This is a genomic window from Sphingomonas faeni, from assembly GCF_040407495.1.
GTDB lineage: Bacteria > Pseudomonadota > Alphaproteobacteria > Sphingomonadales > Sphingomonadaceae > Sphingomonas > Sphingomonas faeni_D.
Window position 1 is genome coordinate 83868 of the sequence record NZ_JAPZPP010000008.1, and the last position, 18632, is coordinate 102499.

The following is an 18632-nucleotide window of genomic DNA, read 5'->3' on the forward strand; positions in this document are numbered from 1 at the left end:
CTGTTCTGGTGTCCGTAGCTCGTGTTCGCTGGTGCTGCCGAGTTGCTGGGCAGTCGGGCGGGCACGTCTTACGCTACGGCTCGGAACCCCAGGGGAAGCGTATCGTGGCTGAGCCCAGCGGACAACATGCCCGCGCCCGGTAGCCATGTCTCCCGTCGTCCCCGCCCTTGGCACACGATGGCCCGATCGGTTGCCTGCCACTGACGTTCGACCCCGCCCGCCTTGCCGCAGACCTTGCACGTCTCGAGCACCGCGCCCGATCCTGCGTGGCTCGAAGACCTGCTGGATCGGAGCAGGACCATTGCATAGGCTGCGCGCAACGTCCGTACTTCACAGGATCGGGAGAGCAGCATGACCGGAATGGCCACCGCCTGGGCGGCATGGACGAAATTTCATGCAGGCCATGGTTTCGCGATCGAGCATTTCCTGAACCCGCCCGCGACGGAGGCCGATCTCGCTGCGATCGAGACCGAGACGGGCTATCGCCTGCCCGACGATCTGCGCGAACTTTGGCGCCGTGCGAATGGCCAGCCGGACAGCTACGGTATCGCGTCGCCAGCCCCTGGCACTGTAATCAGCCCGGTTTTCGGTTCGTACGACTTCATCGGGTGTGCGGCAGCGCTTGCGGCGTATCGCGACTGGACCGAGGTCCTCGAGGAGCAGGGCGATACGATGAACGACGGGATCACCCGGCGAGAGGGCGATCCGGTGCAGGCGGCATATTGGATACCCGGCTGGCTGCCCTTCGCGGTCGACGGTGGGGGGAATTTCTATGCGGTCGACATGGCACCGAGCGAATGCGGGACCTACGGGCAGGTCATCCTGATGGGGCCCGACGAGGACGAACGTCGCGTCCTGGGGACCGGGATCGCCGCCTGGCTGACCGACACCGCGCGGCGGGCCCCACCGCTCGACAACGAGGCCGAACCGCCCCTGGCCCATTTCGACATGGAATATGCGCCGCATGTGACGGTGTGACGGTGTGACGGTGTGACGGGGCAACGGGGCAAGGAGCGTCGCGGGATCGACAGCGTTCTGCATCTCGGCGTGCGCGATCCGACCAGGACGGGATTGGAGGCGCACGCCTGGCTCGACGCCGGTGGGCTCACCGTCACCGGCTATCCGGTCGATCCGGCGCTGACCGAGGTCGCGCGTTTCGTCTGAACCCCCGGGCGCCTATGCCGGCGCCCGGGGTTCAGGGAATGCTCAGCGCGCGTTTTTCACGTAGCGATCATACCAGGCGATCGCGCGTTGGCGGACGTCCGCGGACTGCTCCAGCCCCGTCACGCAGTGGCCAGCGTCGGGGTAGATCACCAGGCTCACCGGCACGTTGCGATCCTTCAGCGCATGCCACCATTCGATCGACTGGGTGGGTGGCACCTCGATATCGCGCTCGCCGACATAGATGAAGGTCGGCGTCTTCGCACGCTTGGCCTGGTAGATCGCGGACACGTCCTCATAGGCCTTGATGTCGTCGTACATCGACTTGCCGAAGAACGGCAGCATCCACTGGTCGATGCCGTTGGTGCCGTAATAACTCACCCAGTTCGACAGACCGGCGCCCGCGACGATACCCTTGAAGCGATCGGTCTGCGTATTCGCCCACATCGCCATGAAGCCGCCATAGCTGCACCCGCCCAGCCCCAGACGTTTGTCGTCGATCGGTGCGATCCGCTCGACCGCGTCAATCCCGGCAAGGATGTCGCGCAGGTCGCCACCGCCGAAATCGCGCTTGTTGGCGGCGGTGAACGCTTCGCCCTGGCCGTAGCTGCCACGTGGATTGGGAAGAAAGACGTAATAGCCTGCTTTCAGCAGCGCGGCATTCAGCGAGTTCTCGGACAGATACCCAGGCGTCGATGCCGCGGAGGGGCCGCCGTGGACGAGCGTGATCATCGGCGCCCCGCCCGCAGATGGGCCCGCAGATGGGCCCGCGGGTGGGGTTCGAGGCGCGAGCAGCCAGCCCTGCACGTCGTAGCCCTCGTTCTTCCAGCTGACGCTGCGCGCGGTCACGAGCGCGGGCGCCGCGTCGTTGTCGTGCGTGATCTGACGCACCGCACCGATCGGTCCCGCATAGATCGCGGGGGCATGCTCGTAATCCTGCACCACGGCCGCGGCGATGCGGCCATCGGCGGAGAATACCGCGCGACCGTCCCCTGCGCTCACGCTGGCCGGCTTGGCGAAACCGGGCACGACCGGCTGACCGGGCGTCAGCGTGCCGAGCTGGACCTGATCGCTCGCCAGCGTCACCGTCCGCAGGCCGGCCTTGGTCCAGTCGATCGTGGTCACGGTCGACTTCGCGCCCGCGGTGATGTTGCGGGGGCTTCCGCCTGCCAGCGGCACGGTGAAGACGTCGCCGCCAATCGAGCCGAAATCGCTCATCAGCCCGCCGATATACGCCACCGTTCGTCCATCGGGCGACACGCGCGGCTGGTTGAGCTGTGTCGCCGGCTTGGCGATCGCGCGCACCGCGCCGGTCTGCGCATCGATCGCGTCGAGCGTGGCCACCCACCAGTTGTTGTCGCCATTGCCGAGCGCGGTCGTCGCGACGAAACCGCGACCGTCCGGCGTCCAGGCATATTCGTAGACATAGCGCCCTGCCGGCGACAGCGGCGTCACCGCCGTAGCTGGCTTCGCAATGTCGAACACCGCGAGGCGCTGCTCGTCGCTCTTCTCGCCGATCTCGCCGATCATCCGCACGCCCGCCTGCGTCGCACCCGATTCCTTGGCGGCGCCCAGCGTTACCAGCAGCGCGATCCGCTTGCCGTCGGGAGAGACCCGCGGCGTCTGCGCGATGCCGGCGATCGTGGCGACGGTGCGCGTCGTCCGGGCATCGGCATAGGTCAGCCGCACGGTGCCGGCGGTGCCGTCGCGCACCAGAAAGACCAGGTCGCCGTCCGGCGCGAAGGTCAGTCCCGAATAGCTGCACGTCGCGCAGGGATCGATCGTCCGGAGCACCCGCCCGTCGGCGACGCTGCGGATCGTCACCACAGCGCGCGCGCCTTTGTTCTCGACCGTCGCGATCCGGTCGCCCGCAGGCGAGAGGGCTAGCGCGCCATATTGGTGAAGCGATTGCGCCGATGTCGGCGCCGCGGACGCAACGAGGAGAGCGGCAGCAAAAGTCAGGCGCATCGAAAGCTCCGGTAAAACGGCAATATCCTTGACGCTTAACGTGTTGCCCGGTCGTCGCAAGCGGGGAAAATGGCGCTTGGAGGCGACGTCGACCGCGCCGATATCTCCGATCGCAACGGCTGTCCGGCTATGTATCGACGGTCTGCGCGGCCTCCAGCACGATCACGCGGTCGCAGGCGCGGAGCGTTTCCTCGCGGTGGGCGATGATTAGGATCGTCGCCTCGGGTAGCGCACGACGCAGATTGGCGATCACCGCCTGCTCGGTCGCGATGTCGATCGCGTTGGTCGCTTCGTCGAGGATCAGCAGCTGCGGATCGCGTAGCAGCGCGCGGGCGAGCGCGATCCGCTGGCGCTCGCCGCCCGACAGCCGCGTGCCACGATCGTCCATCGGCGTATCGAGCCCCTGCGGCATCGCGCCGACCATGTCGGCCGCCCCCGCCTGCGCGAGCGCCTGCCAGAGGTCCGGATCGGGGCGGACGTCGCTGCCCCAGGTGAGATTGCGGCGGATGCTGTCGTTGATCAGATAGGAGTCCTGCGCGACATAGGCGAGGCGACGTCGCCAACTCGCGAGCGTGGCCGGGCCCAGTACGGTGTCGCCGATCATGATCCTGCCCTCGCTCGGCTCGAGCAGCCCGGTCAGCAGATCGACGAAGCTGGTCTTGCCAGTGCCCGACGGGCCGGACAGCCCGACCAGCTCGCCCGTGCCGATCGCGAGATCGAGCCCGATGAACACGGCTGCGGGCGCGTCCGGATAGCGGAAGGTTACGCGGTCGAAGCGGATCGTTCCGTTTCGAACGGACTGCGCGCCGGCGCCGCTGGTGATCGGCACTGGCGGGCCGAGATCGATCTTCAGGTCGTGCAACGCGGTAAAGGCGGGCAGCACGCCGAATAATTGCTGCGCGCTTTGCTGGAGCGACCGGACCGGTCCGCTCATCCGTACCAACACGACCAGCGCGGCGAGCAGCGTCACGGTCGGGATGTCGAACAGCACCGCACCGAAGATCATCATCGCCCCGGCCAGCGAGGCGATGCTCGCGGATACGATCGCAACGCGCGACTGGAAGCGCTGTTGCAGAGTCAGCTGCGTGCGCAATTGTGCTCCCTCCTCGCCGATCTGTGCGACGAACGCGTCCGCCATGTCGTGCGCGACCGCGATCTTGAGACCACCGAGGAAATGCGCCGTCTCGCCGGCGATGCGGAACGCGAAGCGTGCGGTCGATCGGCCGACGTCGGCCGCTCGCCGCGACAACGGCACCAGTACGACCAGGCCGAGCAGCGCGAAGCCGATCATCAGCAGCGCGACGACCGGCGACAGCAGGATCATCAGGATCGCCTGGGTCACCAGCATGATGCTCGCCGTCATCATCTGCAGCAGCACCGAACAGGCAAAGGCCAGCCGGGTGATCTCGCTCGACAGGATGTGCGCGATCCGCGCATGCCGCAGCCGCGCCAGCGACGACCAGCGCGCATGCGCCAGATCGGTGACGACCATCAGTCGGCGATGATCGACGAACCCCAGCGACAGGTCCGAGACCAGCCGGTCGCGCGCCGACAGCACGGCCGCGCGCACGCCGACCAGCAGGCAGAACGCCAGCAGCACCGCCGCCAGTTGCTCGAGCCGCGTGACCAGCCCGATCGATGACAGCGTGTCGACGACCATCGCGCGCCAGCGTCCACCGGTCTGCGGCGCGAGCAGCGAGAAGATCGGCACGAGCAGCGCTAGCCCGACGCCTTCGAGAATGCCGCCTGCGAGCATCAGCGCGAGTGCGGCGCCCAGTCGTCGCCCGCCATAGCGGACGAAATCGCCGACCAGCGCCTTTGCGTCCGCGACCAGCGATCCCGTCGAGCCATCGGCCGCGGGGGCGGTAGTCTGATTGCGAAGGAACGGCATGAAGCGAAGCATGCGGGGCCGGCGCACCGAGAGCAAGCCGGTGTCGGAATTGACCACGCTGGCGCTACAGCGGTCTGGCGGTCTTCCCCTCGCTTTGCGGCCGCAACCGTGCCGGGCGGCGCAACAGCCGCAGCGGCAGTCCGGTCAGGATGGCGACGGGCACCGCCCAGGTCGGCACCTGGAGATGCGCGACCGCGTTGGGTCGGCTCAGCAGGCTGCGGACTGCACCCCAGCGATAGGTGAGACCGGGTACGAGCCAGAGCTGCGCGCGTTCGAACGCGATCAACTCGCGCATCGGTCGCATCAGCCGGCCTTCGGCATCTTCGTCCGCAACGATCGCGGTGTAGCAGAAGCGGATGAGGCGTCGCGTCACGCGGTCGCGGCGGATGTCCTCCAGCAACGCCTGCGGTACGGCGATGCCGAACATTTCGTGCGCCAGGACGATCGCCAGCCCGGGGCAGCGCCCGGCGCCCAGCGCGACGGCTTCGCGGTACAGCGTCTCGATATCCGCGTCGTGCAACAACGCGGCCACGTCGGCGAGCCATTTTAGGCGCGCCCACAGATGCTTGGCGCCGTGGAACACCAGATAGGCAAACAGCGGCGCCGGCGCGAGCGTCGCCAGCGATGTACCGGGCATCAGCTCGACCGGCGTGCGCGGTGAATCCAGGCCGATCGTGGTGATGGCGGCGCGATTGTCGCCGAGCTCGGTATGCAGTTCGACGACCGTACCGCGTTCGTCATGATACCATTCGGACTCCTTGTGGGCGGTGAGATAGCGACGGATGTGCACCGGGTCGGTGATCCCGCCCAGGATCGAGAGGCGATAGCCAAGCGCCGTGAGCGTCTCGCACGCCGCATCCAGCCGGCCACGCGCAACCAGGACATCGACGTCCCAGGACGTCTTGAGCGTCAGCGTATGATGGGCCTGCATCGCCAGCGTCGATCCCTTGACGAACACCGCGTCGATCCCGGCTGAGGCCAATGCCTGCCCGACGCGGATCTCCTCTCCGGTATTGCGCAGCGATTGCATCCGGGACGCGGCCGCCCGTCGCGCGAGCAGGGTGGCGGCGGTATCCGGTAGCGCGTGGCCGATCGTCGCCAGCCCGTGCTCGACAAAACCACTGACCCGGTGGCGGTGTGCCAGGGTAACCAGCCGGTCGGCATCGAACGGAATGGCAGCGTTCCGCGCGATAACCGCAGCTCTATCCGGCGATGCCAGCGGCCGCAGGCAGGCGGCGAGCAACGCCAGTTCACGGTCGTCAGGTCGGTTGCGGGGCATTATGATTTGGCCTGCCTGGGGAGGTATGCACGGCCGCATGCCAGCGTGAATACGATCGCGCCACTGTATGATCGCATCTCCGCGCTTTGAACCATGGTGTGCTGCGGCGTTTCCCGAGTTTTGGATCGAGCAGCCAGCATGTGTTCGCTGGTTCGCATGGTCTTGCAGCAAAGCTTGAGCACGTAGATCGCTGACATGGCGGACTTTGACGACTCCATAATTCCTGAACTGGGCGCCGCGCAACCGCCTTCGACATCGCGCAGCGATCAGTAGTTAATTCGTAATATTATTCAGTTGAGTTTTACAAATATTAAGAACTGGGTTGTTATTCTTCCCGGATAGGTCTGTGTTTCAGGGGTTGGCGATCGAGGTCGTATAGAAAAAACAGGCCTTTGCAGAATGTTTCAGATCATGTTTCTCGCCATTGGCACATGTTTGCTGGCGCTAACTGGCTGTGCATATTGGGTATTTGCGAACATTCGCCGCCGACGCCGTGAAGTGAGGCGTATGGAATGGCGTCAACGCATCCAAACCAACTGGGACAATATGCCCAAGTCGTTGCCAACCTCCAAAGATAGCTAAGTACTTGATCCGTCGGGTACGACCTGCCTGCTGCCGCTAACCACGCTCACCTTGATGCAGCACCATCGGCTCCTCGACCGTAACGCCAGAGATTGACCTGCGGCACGTCAGTGCCATCGGTGATCGTCGGATCGGCATCGTACGGATCGATATGGCAGGATTCGGCCCCGCCGACGGTGGCGAAATGCGCGCCGTTGAAGCCTGGTCCAAGTGCGTTCGGCGATGTGGACCGGCACTGGTCGTGCTCGGTCACCAGATTGCTCGATCCGTTCCGAGCCGGCCGATGTGGAGATAGAGCCCGTTCGTATCGCCGAGTCTGTGCGCACGCCGCGGGTCTGGCGTTTCCAGCCGCGGCCGTCGGCAAAACCATGATGCTCCCCAAGGATGTCCTCGAATACGTAACGCTCGGTGGAAGCGGCCTGGAAACTGCTCCGTAGAAGATCTCGGTGCATGCCAGGGTAGCGACATATCCGCAACGAGACGGAACATTACGACTTCGGTCGGTGATGCTCTTGTGGTGAGCCGTGAAATAGAAGAATGGAAATGCAAGGGGATCGGCGACCTGGGAGGGTATCTGCCGCGATCCATGGGGGAGCAAGGGGATCGACCGTACCGGCCGCGCACGCGGTGGAGTACAGCCGAACCCGAGTGTCGGGCTGGGGTACGACGACATGACAAGTTCGATGGCCATCGTGCTTTGCGATGGCTGGGTGCGACCAAGGGGCGACTGTGATCGTCGGTCGTCGTCACGATGTTCGTGTCAGGATGGCCCGTGTTAGAACGAATGGTGCGCGTGCGCCGTTCGGGTTGCACGGCTGCCCTCGCTGCCGGATTGACCTTGGCTGCGGGTCCCGTCCATGCCCAGCGCGCGCCGTCCGCGGCGCAAGGGTCGCTGGTCGTCGATCCGCAGCAGGGCGCGACGCCGCGACCCTTGCCGCCATCGCCCGCCCTGCCAAACCCGTCCGTTCCGACGCCTGTGACGGTGTCATCCGCGCCTGCGCCGACGGTCGACATCGCGATTCCAGACGCGCCGATCGCACGGGTGTCGGGTGGATCCTATGGTCCGCCGTCGCCGGTTCGGGATACGCCGCAGCTCGGGGCCTGGGCGCAAGGCGTGCCCGGCGGGTTGCCGGCGCCGAGCGGGGATCCGTTGCACATCGATCCGACCGCCGATCCGATCCTGCAACTGGCGCATGCGCAATCCCCGCTTGCGACCTTCCAGCAGGTGATCGGCGAGGCAGTCGCGCGCAACCCTTCGCTAGATGAGGCGATCGCGCAGGCGGACGAAGCCAAGGGCGTACGCGGCGAAGCGCGCGCGCGCGCGCTGCCGGTCGCCGACCTGTCGATTTCGACGTTCCGGATCATTGATCGGGCGTTTTCCAATGATCCCAACAACGTCCTCGAACGCTCGCGCCCCAGCCACCGCACCGACGGGTTGCTGCGTATCCAGCAACCGCTGATCGATTTCGGGTCCAGCCTGAGCCGAATCCGGGCGAGCGAGGCGCGGCTGAGCGCGGCGCGCGTCGGGATCGAGGATGTCGGTACGCAAATCGCACTGCGCGCGGTTTCGGCCTGGTACACCGTCTACGGCTACCGTGTGCTCGTCCGGCTGGGCGAAGCCTTTGCGACCAGCCAGCGCAGCCTGCGCAGCAGCATCGAGGATCGCATCCTCCAGGGTGCGGCCGCGGCCGGCGACGTGGCACAGGTCGACAGCTATATCGCCTCCTCGGATTCGCAGCTGGCCGACTTCCGGCGACAGCTGGCCAGCGCGGAGGCGCAATATATCGCGGTGATCGGTCATGCGCCGCCTGCCGGTCTGGCCCGCGCCCCCGAACCGTCGCTTGCCGGCATCGGCACCGCCAGTCTGGTCGCTGATATCGACACGCTACCCGCGATCCGTGCTGCCAAGCTCGGTGCCGACGCCGCGCGATCGGACGTCCGCGCGGTAAAGTCCGATCTCCTGCCGCAACTCGCCGGTGGGATCGATGCCGGGCGCTACGGCATCATCGAGACGGCGCGCGATTACGATATCCGTGGCAGCCTGACGCTTAGCCTGCGGCTGGGCGGTGGTGGGCCGCAGCGCGTCGACCAGGCGCAGGCGCGCGCCGATGGTGCGGATGCCCGCTTGCGGCGCACCCGGCTCGATTCGCAGCGCGATGCCGAGATCGCGCTGGCCGATGTCGCTGCATTGCAGGCCGCGCAGACCGCGATCGAAGCCAATTACCTGGCGAGCCGGCGCGCGCGCGACGTGCTGGCGGAGCGGTTCCGCGTCTCGCGCGGCACGCTGTTCGACCTGCTGGCGTCGCAGAGCAATTATTTCGGTGTTGCGGCGCGCTATGTCCAGACCGTGATCGAACTCGATACCGCGCGCTACGCGCTTCTCGCCCGCACCGGCCGCTTGCTGCCGGCACTGGCCATCCAACCTGCCGCGCTGGAACCCCGATGACTCCGCACCACGACATGCCACATGACAGGCCCAGTCACGACATGATCGAACACCCGCGGCCGCGCTTCGCGCCGTGGCTGATCGAACCGATGTTGCGCAACAAGGGCACGTATCTGAAGGTCGCTCTGGCGGCTGCGATGATCAATATCTTCGGGCTGATCACGTCGCTGTTCACGATGACGGTGTACGACCGCGTCGTCCCCAACAACGCGTTCTCGTCGCTGGTCGCGCTGTCGATCGGGCTCGCGATCGTCGTCGTGTTCGATTTCGTGCTGCGCGTGTTGCGGGCGTATTTCACCGATCTGGCAGGCGCCGATATCGATCACGACATCGGTGGACGCGTGTTCCGTCGGCTCGTCGCGATCCGGCTCGACCAGAAAAAGGGCTCGACCGGTGCGCTGACCGGCATGATGCGCGAGCTCGAGACGCTGCGCGACTTCTTCGCATCCGCGACGATGACCGCGCTGGTCGACGTGCCGTTCATCGTCATCACGCTGATCTTCATCGCGATCCTCGGCGGGATGGTGGTGTGGGTGCCGCTCGCGGCGATCCCGATCGTGGTCGGTGCGGGCTGGCTGACGCGACCCGCGCTCGACCGGTTGTCGGCGCGCTCGATGAGCGAAGGGCTGACCAAGCAGAGCGTGCTGGTCGAGACCGTGGGCGCGCTCGAAATGGTCAAGACCAGCGGTGCGAGCCGTCTGCTCGGCCAACGCTGGAACAGGGCCAATCAACAGCATTCGGACAGCTCGACGCGTCAACGCCTGGTCTCGACGATCGCGACGACGGTCGCGGCGTCTGCGAACACGCTGGCCTATGCGGGTACCGTCGTCGTCGGCGTGTTCCTGATCGCCGACCACAAGCTGACCACCGGCGCGCTGGTAGCGTGTTCGATCCTGTCGGGCCGCGCGGTGCAGCCGCTGGCGACGATCGCGGCACTGCTGTCGCGACTGTCGGCGACGCGCACGGCGTACAAGCAGATCGACGCGATGATGGAAACCGGGTCGGAGGAGCCGCGCGGTACCGCGCTGAGGCCCGCGCGCTTCGATGGCCGGATCGAGCTGCGCGGGGTTTCGTTCCGCTACCCGGGAGCTGCGGAAAAGACCTTCGACGGGCTCGATCTGGTCATTCCGGCGGGGCAGCGCGTCGCACTGCTGGGCAAGGTCGGATCGGGCAAGTCGACGATCGCGCGCCTCATCCTCGGTCTGTATCAGCCGCAGGAAGGGCTGGTGATGATCGATGGCACCGATATCCGACAATATGATCCGCATGTGATGCGATCGCTGATCGGCACCGCGCTGCAGGAAAGCGTGCTGCTCAGCGGTTCGGTGCGCGAGAACATCACGCTCGGCCGGATCGGCGTCGACGATGCCGAGATGCTGCGCGTTGCCGAACTGACCGGCACGCACGGCTTCATGGGACGGATCGCCAATGGCTATGACCTGATGCTCGCGGATCGCGGCGAAGGCCTGTCGGGTGGCCAGCGCCAGTCGATCAGCCTCGCGCGTGCGCTGGCCGGTCGTCCGCAGGTGCTGGTGTTCGACGAGCCGACCAGCGCAATGGACCAGACGACCGAGATGCAGCTGATCGATCGGCTCCAGACCGAGTTGCAGGGCCGCACCTTCGTCCTCATCACGCACCGCCCCGCGCTCGTCCGGCTGGTCGATCGCATCATCGTCGTCGAGGCCGGCAAGGTCGTCCAGGACGGACCCCGCGACGCCGTCCTGCAAGCGCTCCAGCGTCCCCGCACCGCGGCCTGAGTACCTGATCCATGACCGATACGCATCTCGAAGACCTCGCCGATCGGATCAAGCCCAAGGCGGTATCGAACCTCCTGCTATGGCTGATCCTCGGTTTCATCGCCGTCTTCATCGCCTGGGCCAGCATCGTGAAGCTCGACCGCACCGTCCACGCACCCGGTCGGGTCGTGCCGAGCAGCCGGTTGCAAGTGCTCACCAATTTCGAGGGCGGCGTCGTCTCGGCGATCCTCGTCCATGTCGGCGATCTCGTGAAACGCGGCCAGCCGCTCGTCCGGCTCGATCAGACCCAGGCGGGGGCGGAGTTCGGCAGTAGCGAGATCACCGTCGGCGCACTCAACGCGAAGATCGCGCGGCTGCAGGCGGAGATCGCCGGGCGCGAGCCGGTCTATCCCGCCGCCACGACCCCTCAGGTCGGGCAGCAGATCAGTATCGAACGCTCGCTGCACGCCGCGCGCATGAGTGATCTTGCGAGCCTGAGCGCTGCGGGCGCGGCGCGCGCGGCGCAGGCCGAGCGCGCGGTTGCCGAAGCGCGGTCGGCCTATGCTTCGCGCGTATCGGCGCGCGATTCCGCCAAGCGGCAGCTCGACATGATCCGTCCGCTCGTCGAACGCGGGATCGAGCCGCAGCTGACGCTGATCCAGCTGGAGAACAGCGCCGCGGTCTCGGGTACCGATGCCGCGCAGGCCTCGGCCGCAATCGCGCGCGCGCAATCGGCGGTCGCGGAGGCGCGTGCCAGCCTTGCCCAGGTCCGCAGCGCCTGGCGTGCGCAGGCGGGTACCGACCTCGCGACCGCGCAGTCCGAGATGGCGGCGCGCCAGCGCTCGATGCCGGCGCTCGCCGCCAAGCTCGGGCGCTCGACGGTCGCCTCCCCGGTCGACGGCCGCGTCAACCGCGTGCTCGTGTCGACGGTGGGCAGCAGCATCGGCGCCGGCCAGCCGATCGTCGAGGTGGTGCCGAGCGCCGATACGCTGACCGTGGAGGCGCTGGTCAGTCCCAAGGATATCGCCGCGGTCCGCATCGGCCAGCGTGCCAGGGTGAATATCACTGCGTATGAATCGGGCGTCTATGGCGGCATGGACGGCCGCGTCCTGACCATCTCGCCCGATGCCACGGTCGAGGAGCGCACCGGCGAAAGCCACTATACGGTGCGTGTGCGCGCCGACGCGCAGAACTTCCGCGGCCCCGAAGGCCAGCGTCTGGTGATCGGTCCGGGCATGACCGCAGACGTCAACCTGATCGGCGATAAGCGTTCGATCATGGCGTACATCCTGACCCCCTTCACCCGGTTGCGCGAGGAAGCGCTGCGCGAATAGCGATAGCGCTTGCCCACGGCTGCATCGTTTTCCTGGTGCAGCCGTGGCGGCCCCGCGATTTATCTTTCCTTCGCTGCCAAACCTGACAATTTCGTCATCGAGTCGTCACGGAACGGCGATAGGCGCATGAAATTGGGAGATTTCGTGCACGACGAGGCACGAATCGCGTGGCGTAATCGGGGGATCGGTCGTGAGTGCATTTACCGCAGGGAATATCGTTATTTACCGCGTCGGAGCAGGCGCAACCGCGCTGTCGAATGCAACCGCGGCGGTGTTCCTCGACGAATATACGTCGACCGGGATTCTGGTTCAGTCGATCGCGTTGCCGACCGCCGATACCAGTGTCGGCGGGATCGCCAACCAGACGCTGACCGCGATCGGCAACTCCGCACTCGAGGGTCTTCTCACGCGCAGCGTCGATGGCCGTTTCCTCATGCTGACCGGCTATGACACCGCGGTCGCGACGACCAATGCCGCGGCGCTGGCGGCCGCGACCGGGCGCGTCGTCGGTCGTGTCGGCGTCGATGGCCTTGTCGACACGTCGACATCGCTGGCGATCGGCTCGGGCAATATCCGCGGCATCGCGAGCGACAACGGCGCGAGCTTCTACGTCAGCACGTCGACAACCGGTGTGTCCTATGGCAGCTTCGGCACCTCGGCCGTGACTCAGCTCAACACGAGCGCGACGGGCCCCGTGAACGTCCGCGGCTTGGGTATCCATGATGGTCAGCTTTACGAAAGCTCGATGTCCGGCGCCTTCCGGATCTCGACCGTCGGCACCGGTGAACCGACCACCGCGGGGCAGACCATCACAACGATCGCGAGCGACGGCTCGGCGAGCTCGCCCAGCGCGACCGCCTCGGCGCCGGGCGCCTTCTTCTTTGCCGATCTCACTGCCGCGGTCGACGGCGTCGACACGCTGTATGTCGCCGACAGCCGGACGGGTGGCGGGCTGTTCAAATATTCGCTGGTCGGGGGCCTGTGGACCGCGAACGGCTCGATCGACGACAGCGGGCTTACCGGCCTGACGGGATCGATCAGCGGCAGCACCGTGACTCTGTTCGGCACGACCGGCGCCGCGCTCGACCTGTTCAGCGATGCGACGGGCTATAACGGCATTCTGACGGGAGGCAGCACGCGCCTCGCCACCGCCGCGACCAACACCGCCTTTCGCGGCGTCGCGTTCGCACCGCAGGCTGCCCCCGCCGCGACCGAGACGATCGCGCTGCAGACCAATGCCGTCAGCCAGGCCGAGGGCAATGGCACCGACAGCGTCTACACCTTCACGCTGACGCGCACCGGCAGCACCGCCGCGGCCGCCACCGTGACCTATGCGGTCGTTGCGGGCGGTACCGCGGATGCAGCCGATTTCGTCGGTTCGACAACCGGAACCGCGACGTTCGCAGCAGGGCAAAGCACGACGACGGCGACGATCACCGTTGCGGGCGATACGCTGGTCGAGGCCAACGAGACGTTCGTGCTCGGGCTGTCCGCGCCGAGCGCCGGCTATGTCGTCAACCCGGCGACGCTGACCAACACGATCCTCAACGACGACCTTCCCGGTCTGTCGATCGCCAACGCCTCGATCATCGAGGGCGATGCGGGCACGAGCGTGCTGGTCTTCACCGTCACCGCCAGTGCCCCCGCCCCGACCGGCGGGATCAGCTTCCAGGCGGCGACGTCGGACGGCACCGCGTCCGCAGGCAGCGACTATGTCGCGCTGGCAGGTAATTTCACGATCGCGGCGGGTACTACCAGCACCACGGTCAGCGTCGTTATCAACGGCGATACGGTGTTCGAGCGCAACGAGACGTTGCAGGTGACGCTGACCAACCCGACCAACGCGATCATCGCTGGCGGTCCGGCGACCGGTACGATCGCCAATGACGACGCGGTGCCCGTGATCGCCTCGATCTTCGCGACCAATTTCGCCAATTTCGCCGCATCGGGCTTCGCGCCCGGCGCCGCGGCGAGCAGCGGACAGCTCGACTCCAACGTCTGGCGCGTCGTCGGCCTGTCGGACCAGACCAACCCGGCCTACGGTTTCACCGGCGCATCGGGGGGCGATTTTGGCCGCGGCCTGATCAACGGCGATCCGGTGACCGCGGGTGTCTACACGCCGGTCAACGACCGTGCGCTGATCCTCCAGCCGACCGGTGCCGAGCTCGAAGCGGGCGGCTTCATCGAGGCGCGCATCCAGAACACCAGCGGCGCGACCGCGACCAGCTTCGACATCGGGTTCGACTGGGCGTATCGCAACAACGCGACGCGCGGCGAGACCATGCAGCTCGCCTATTCGACCGACGGCACGACCTTCACGAGCGTGGCCGCGGCCAGCTTCACGACCCCGACGGCGATCGACAACACCACCGCCAATTTCACCAACCAGAACGAACAGGTCAGCATCGCCGGTACGGTTGCCGATGGCGGCTATCTCTACCTGCGCTGGATCCACGTCTCGTCGGTCGGCAGCGGCAGCCGCGACGAAGTGGGTATCGACAATGTCTCGGTGACCGCACGCCTGAGCACCGACCCCACCGCGGCGATCAGTAATATCAGCCTGCTCGAAGGCGATGGCGGCGCCACCGCCGCGGTCTTCACCGTCACCCGCTCGAGCGGCGTCGGTACCGCGAGCGTCGCTTACGCCACCGCCAACGGCACCGCGCAGGCAGGCAGCGACTATGTTGCGCAGACCGGCACCGTCACGTTCGCGGCCGGCGAGACGAGCAAGACGATCACGATCCTCGTCAACGGTGACCGGGTCAACGAGGCGAACGAGACCTTCGTCGTCAACCTGACCAACCCGGTCGGCTTCGTCGTCCCGGCCCCCAGCGCGACCGCGACGATCCTCAACGACGATACCGGCCCGATTGCGATCTACGATATCCAGGGTCTGGGCCATCGCTCTCTGTTCACCGGCCAGGTCGTAGCGACCAGCGGCGTCGTCACCGCGCTGCGCAGCAACGGCTTCTACATCCAGGATCCCAACGGCGACGGCAATATCGGCACGTCGGACGCGATCTTCGTCTCGACCGGCACCACCGCACCGACGGTCTCGGTCGGCAATGCGATCACGCTGTCTGGCACGGTCGCCGAATTCGCGTCGGCCACGACCAACCTGACGATCACGCAGCTCAACAGCCCGACCGCGATCACGGTCACCAACCCGTCGGTCGCGCTGCCGGCTGCGGTGTTGATCGCGACCGACGGCACGGGTCGCGCGCCGCCCACCCAGGTGATCGACGACGATCGCCTCACCAGCTACGATCCGACCACCGACGGCGCCGATTTCTATGAATCGCTCGAAGGGATGCGCGTCACCGTCCGTGCGCCGCGGGTCGTCGCCGACACCAATGCCAATGGCGAGACCTATGTCGTCGCGTCGCTGGGCGTGGGCGCTACGGGGCTGAACAGCCGGGGCGGCATGACGATCTCGGCGGGCGACGTGAACCCCGAGACGATCAAGATCTATCAGGGCACATCGGCTGCGGGCGCCTATCATCAGGGCGACACGCTGAACGACGTCACCGGCATCGTGAATTACTTCGGGGGCGAGTATGAGGTCGACCCGATCGGCACGGTCAGCGCCGCGACCACCGCGGCCCCCCTGCCCCGCGAGACGACCACTCTGGTCGGGACCGCATCGGGCCTGAGCTATGCCAGCTTCAACCTCGAGAACCTGTCGCCTGTCGCGACGCGCGCGACCGACGACACCGACGCCACCTATGCCGTCAAGCAGGCGGCCGTCGACGTGCGGTTCACGATCCACGCCAACGAGATCGTCAACGCGCTGCACAACCCCGACATCATCGGCGTGCAGGAGGTCCAGGACGCCGATGGGGAGAATGCCGGCACCGACCTGTCGGGCGCCGCGACCGCGCAGAAGCTGATCGACGCGATCGCCGCAGCGGGTGGCCCGACCTATCGCTATGTCGAGGTCGCGCCGACCGCGACCAACATCAGCGGGGGCGCGCCCAACGGCAACATCCGCAACGGCTTCCTCTTCAACACCGAGCGGGTGAGCTATGTCGAGGGATCGGCGACCGCGATCCAGGCCGACGCCTATGCCGGCACGCGCAAGCCCGCCGTCGCCGATTTCGTGTTCAACGGTCAGGTGTTCACCGCGATCGACATGCACTCGACCTCGCGTGGCGGGTCGGACGCGCTGTACGGCGCGAACCAGCCTCCCAACAATGCCGGCGATGCCGCCCGCACTGCGCAGGCGACCGCAGCCAAGGCCTATGTCGACACGATCCTCGCGCGTGATCCGTCGCACCAGTTCGTCGTCAATGGCGACTTCAACGGCTTCTACTACGAGACCGCGCTGCAGACGCTGGCACCGGTGGGCAACACCGGCGCGCTGTCCAACCTGATCTACAAACTGCCGGTCGAAGAGCGGTACACCTATTATTTCGACGGCTATTATCAGTCGTTCGACAACATCATCGTCTCGACCGGGCTGTATGCGGGATCGAGCTTCGACATCGTCCATTACAATGCGGGCTATAACGACGGGCTGTCGACGACCGATCACGACCAGGCGATCGCGCTGATCGGGATCGTGCGGAGTGGCACCGGTCCGGCCGTCGCGGTCGCCGACGGGTTCGCGACCACCGCGATCTCGATCTATGGCGGCACCGTGCTCGCCAACGACACGGGCGGCGACGCGTCGCTCAGCGTCATCGCGCTGAACGGTAGCGCAGCGGGTGTCGGTCAGGCCGTCCGCCTGTCCTCGGGTGCGCTGCTCACATTGCTGTCGGGTGGCACCTTCGCCTATAATCCCGACGGCGCATTCAGCACGCTGGCGGCGGGCGCAACGACCACCGACAGCTTCACCTACACGATCAGCGGTGGATCGACCGCGACCGCGACGATCACGGTCGGCGGGATCGCCACCCCTGCCCCGGACGCTGCCGGCCATATCCTCGGGACCGCCGGCAACGACATCTATGGCGGCACGCGAGGCGCGGATTATTTCGACCTGTCGAATGGCGGTGTCGATCGGGTCAGCGGTGGAGCCGGCGCGGATGCGTTCTTCTTCGGGGCGGCGCTGACCGGCGCCGACCGGATCGACGGCGGTTCGGGCATCGACCAGGTGGGCCTGCAGGGCGACTATACCGGCGCCAACCGACTGGTGCTGACCGCCACCACGCTGAACGATGTCGAGGTTCTCGCCGCGCTACCGGGCTTCAGCTACGATATCGTCCTCAACGACGGCGTCATCGGCGCGGCGGGCAGTTTTACGGTCTTCGGGACCAACCTGGCGGCGGGCAATGCGTTCACCGTCGATGGGTCCGCGGTCACGTCGGGATCGTTGACGCTGTATGGTGGTCTAGGTGTCGACACCTTGACAGGTGGCGCGGGCAATGACGGTTTCCTGTTCGGGGCGGATCGCTGGAGCCCGACTGATGTCGTGGTCGGGGGCGCCGGCAACGACCAGCTGGCGCTCGACGGCGACTACACCATCACGCTCGACAGCCGTGCCGGCGTCGAGACGGTGGCGTTGCTCGCAGGTCCGGCACAGCCGGGCAATGCAGCGAACGACTATGTCATCACGATCGCCGACAGCTTCGTCACCGGGGGGGCGACCAAGACGGTCTGGGGGCTGCCCGTCACGACCGATCTGGTCGTCGACGGTCGCGCGGTCGCGCACGGCAACCTGAACATCTTCGGCGGATCGGGCAACGATCGGCTGTCGGGCGGCAGCGGCAACGACACGCTGTTCGGCGGGGCGGGTCGCGACACGCTGACCGGCGGGGCGGGCAACGACGTCTTCGTCTACAACGCCGCCAGCGAATCCTCGAGCACGGGATACGACACGCTGGTCGGTTTCACGCGCGGTGCAGACGTCGTCCAGGTCGCGGGCGTCGTTCGCAACACCTACGCCGCCGACGTCACCGGCCGGCTCGACGATGTGAGCTTCGACACCGACCTCGGCAATGCGGTACGTGGCAGCCTGACCAGCGGGTCGGCGGTGTTCTTCAACGCCAGCGCCGGCAATCATCAGGGCGAGACGTTCCTGGTGGTCGATGCCAACGGGATCGACGGCTATCAGGCCGGCCAGGATCTGGTCATGCACATCGTCCCGACAGCCGCATTCCAGACGACCGCGGCACCGGTCGAGATGATCGCTCCGCTCTCGACGATGCTGGACCTCGCGGCGACCCACGCGGTTATCGCCTGATCCGGCTTCGAGGCACTGCTGCGATCGGATACCGACCGTCTCGCAGCAGGG

General features: G+C 66.6%; 10 protein-coding genes. 6 read left to right on the plus strand and 4 right to left on the minus strand.

From position 1 onward, the window contains the following. Window positions 1–351: 351 nt before the first annotated feature. Window positions 352–978, plus strand: a complete 627-nt coding sequence (locus O6W96_RS19230) for an SMI1/KNR4 family protein (RefSeq protein WP_353471031.1) — start codon at window positions 352–354, stop codon at window positions 976–978. Window positions 979–990: 12 nt separating this feature from the next. Beyond that, window positions 991–1164 (plus strand): lasso peptide biosynthesis protein, encoded by a 174-nt coding sequence (locus O6W96_RS19235; protein WP_353471032.1) that lies wholly within the window; start codon window positions 991–993, stop codon window positions 1162–1164. Window positions 1165–1206: 42 nt separating this feature from the next. Here the strand turns inward: O6W96_RS19235 and O6W96_RS19240 are convergent, their stop codons facing one another. The 4 genes from O6W96_RS19240 to O6W96_RS19255 all read right to left on the minus strand — a co-directional run bounded on the left by O6W96_RS19240 (window position 1207) and on the right by O6W96_RS19255 (window position 7134). Next, window positions 1207–3129, minus strand: coding sequence for a S9 family peptidase (locus O6W96_RS19240; RefSeq protein WP_353471033.1), 1923 nt, complete (start codon window positions 3127–3129; stop codon window positions 1207–1209). A gap of 127 nt (window positions 3130–3256) precedes the next feature. Next, window positions 3257–5077 carry an ABC transporter ATP-binding protein gene (locus tag O6W96_RS19245; RefSeq protein ID WP_353471034.1) on the minus strand — a complete coding sequence of 607 codons (1821 nt, stop codon included), beginning with the start codon at window positions 5075–5077 and terminating at the stop codon, window positions 3257–3259. A gap of 7 nt (window positions 5078–5084) precedes the next feature. Further along, entirely contained in the window at window positions 5085–6299 is a 1215-nt protein-coding gene (locus O6W96_RS19250) for a nucleotidyltransferase domain-containing protein (protein WP_353471035.1), read from the minus strand. Window positions 6300–6927: 628 nt separating this feature from the next. Beyond that, on the minus strand, window positions 6928–7134 hold the full coding sequence (locus O6W96_RS19255; protein ID WP_353471036.1) for a hypothetical protein: 207 nt from the start codon (window positions 7132–7134) through the stop codon (window positions 6928–6930). Between the two features lie 585 nt (window positions 7135–7719). Here O6W96_RS19255 and O6W96_RS19260 point away from each other — a divergent pair. The 4 genes from O6W96_RS19260 (at window position 7720) to O6W96_RS19275 (ending at window position 18581) form a co-directional block, all read left to right on the plus strand. After that, window positions 7720–9327 (plus strand): TolC family protein, encoded by a 1608-nt coding sequence (locus O6W96_RS19260; RefSeq protein ID WP_353471037.1) that lies wholly within the window; start codon window positions 7720–7722, stop codon window positions 9325–9327. A gap of 41 nt (window positions 9328–9368) precedes the next feature. Then, window positions 9369–11084, plus strand: a complete 1716-nt coding sequence (locus tag O6W96_RS19265; protein ID WP_353471038.1) for a type I secretion system permease/ATPase — start codon at window positions 9369–9371, stop codon at window positions 11082–11084. A gap of 11 nt (window positions 11085–11095) precedes the next feature. After that, a complete protein-coding gene (locus O6W96_RS19270) occupies window positions 11096–12397 on the plus strand; it encodes an HlyD family type I secretion periplasmic adaptor subunit (RefSeq protein WP_353471039.1) in 1302 nt (433 codons plus the stop codon). Window positions 12398–12587: 190 nt separating this feature from the next. After that, window positions 12588–18581 carry a Calx-beta domain-containing protein gene (locus O6W96_RS19275; protein ID WP_353471040.1) on the plus strand — a complete coding sequence of 1998 codons (5994 nt, stop codon included), beginning with the start codon at window positions 12588–12590 and terminating at the stop codon, window positions 18579–18581. Window positions 18582–18632 lie beyond the last annotated feature (51 nt).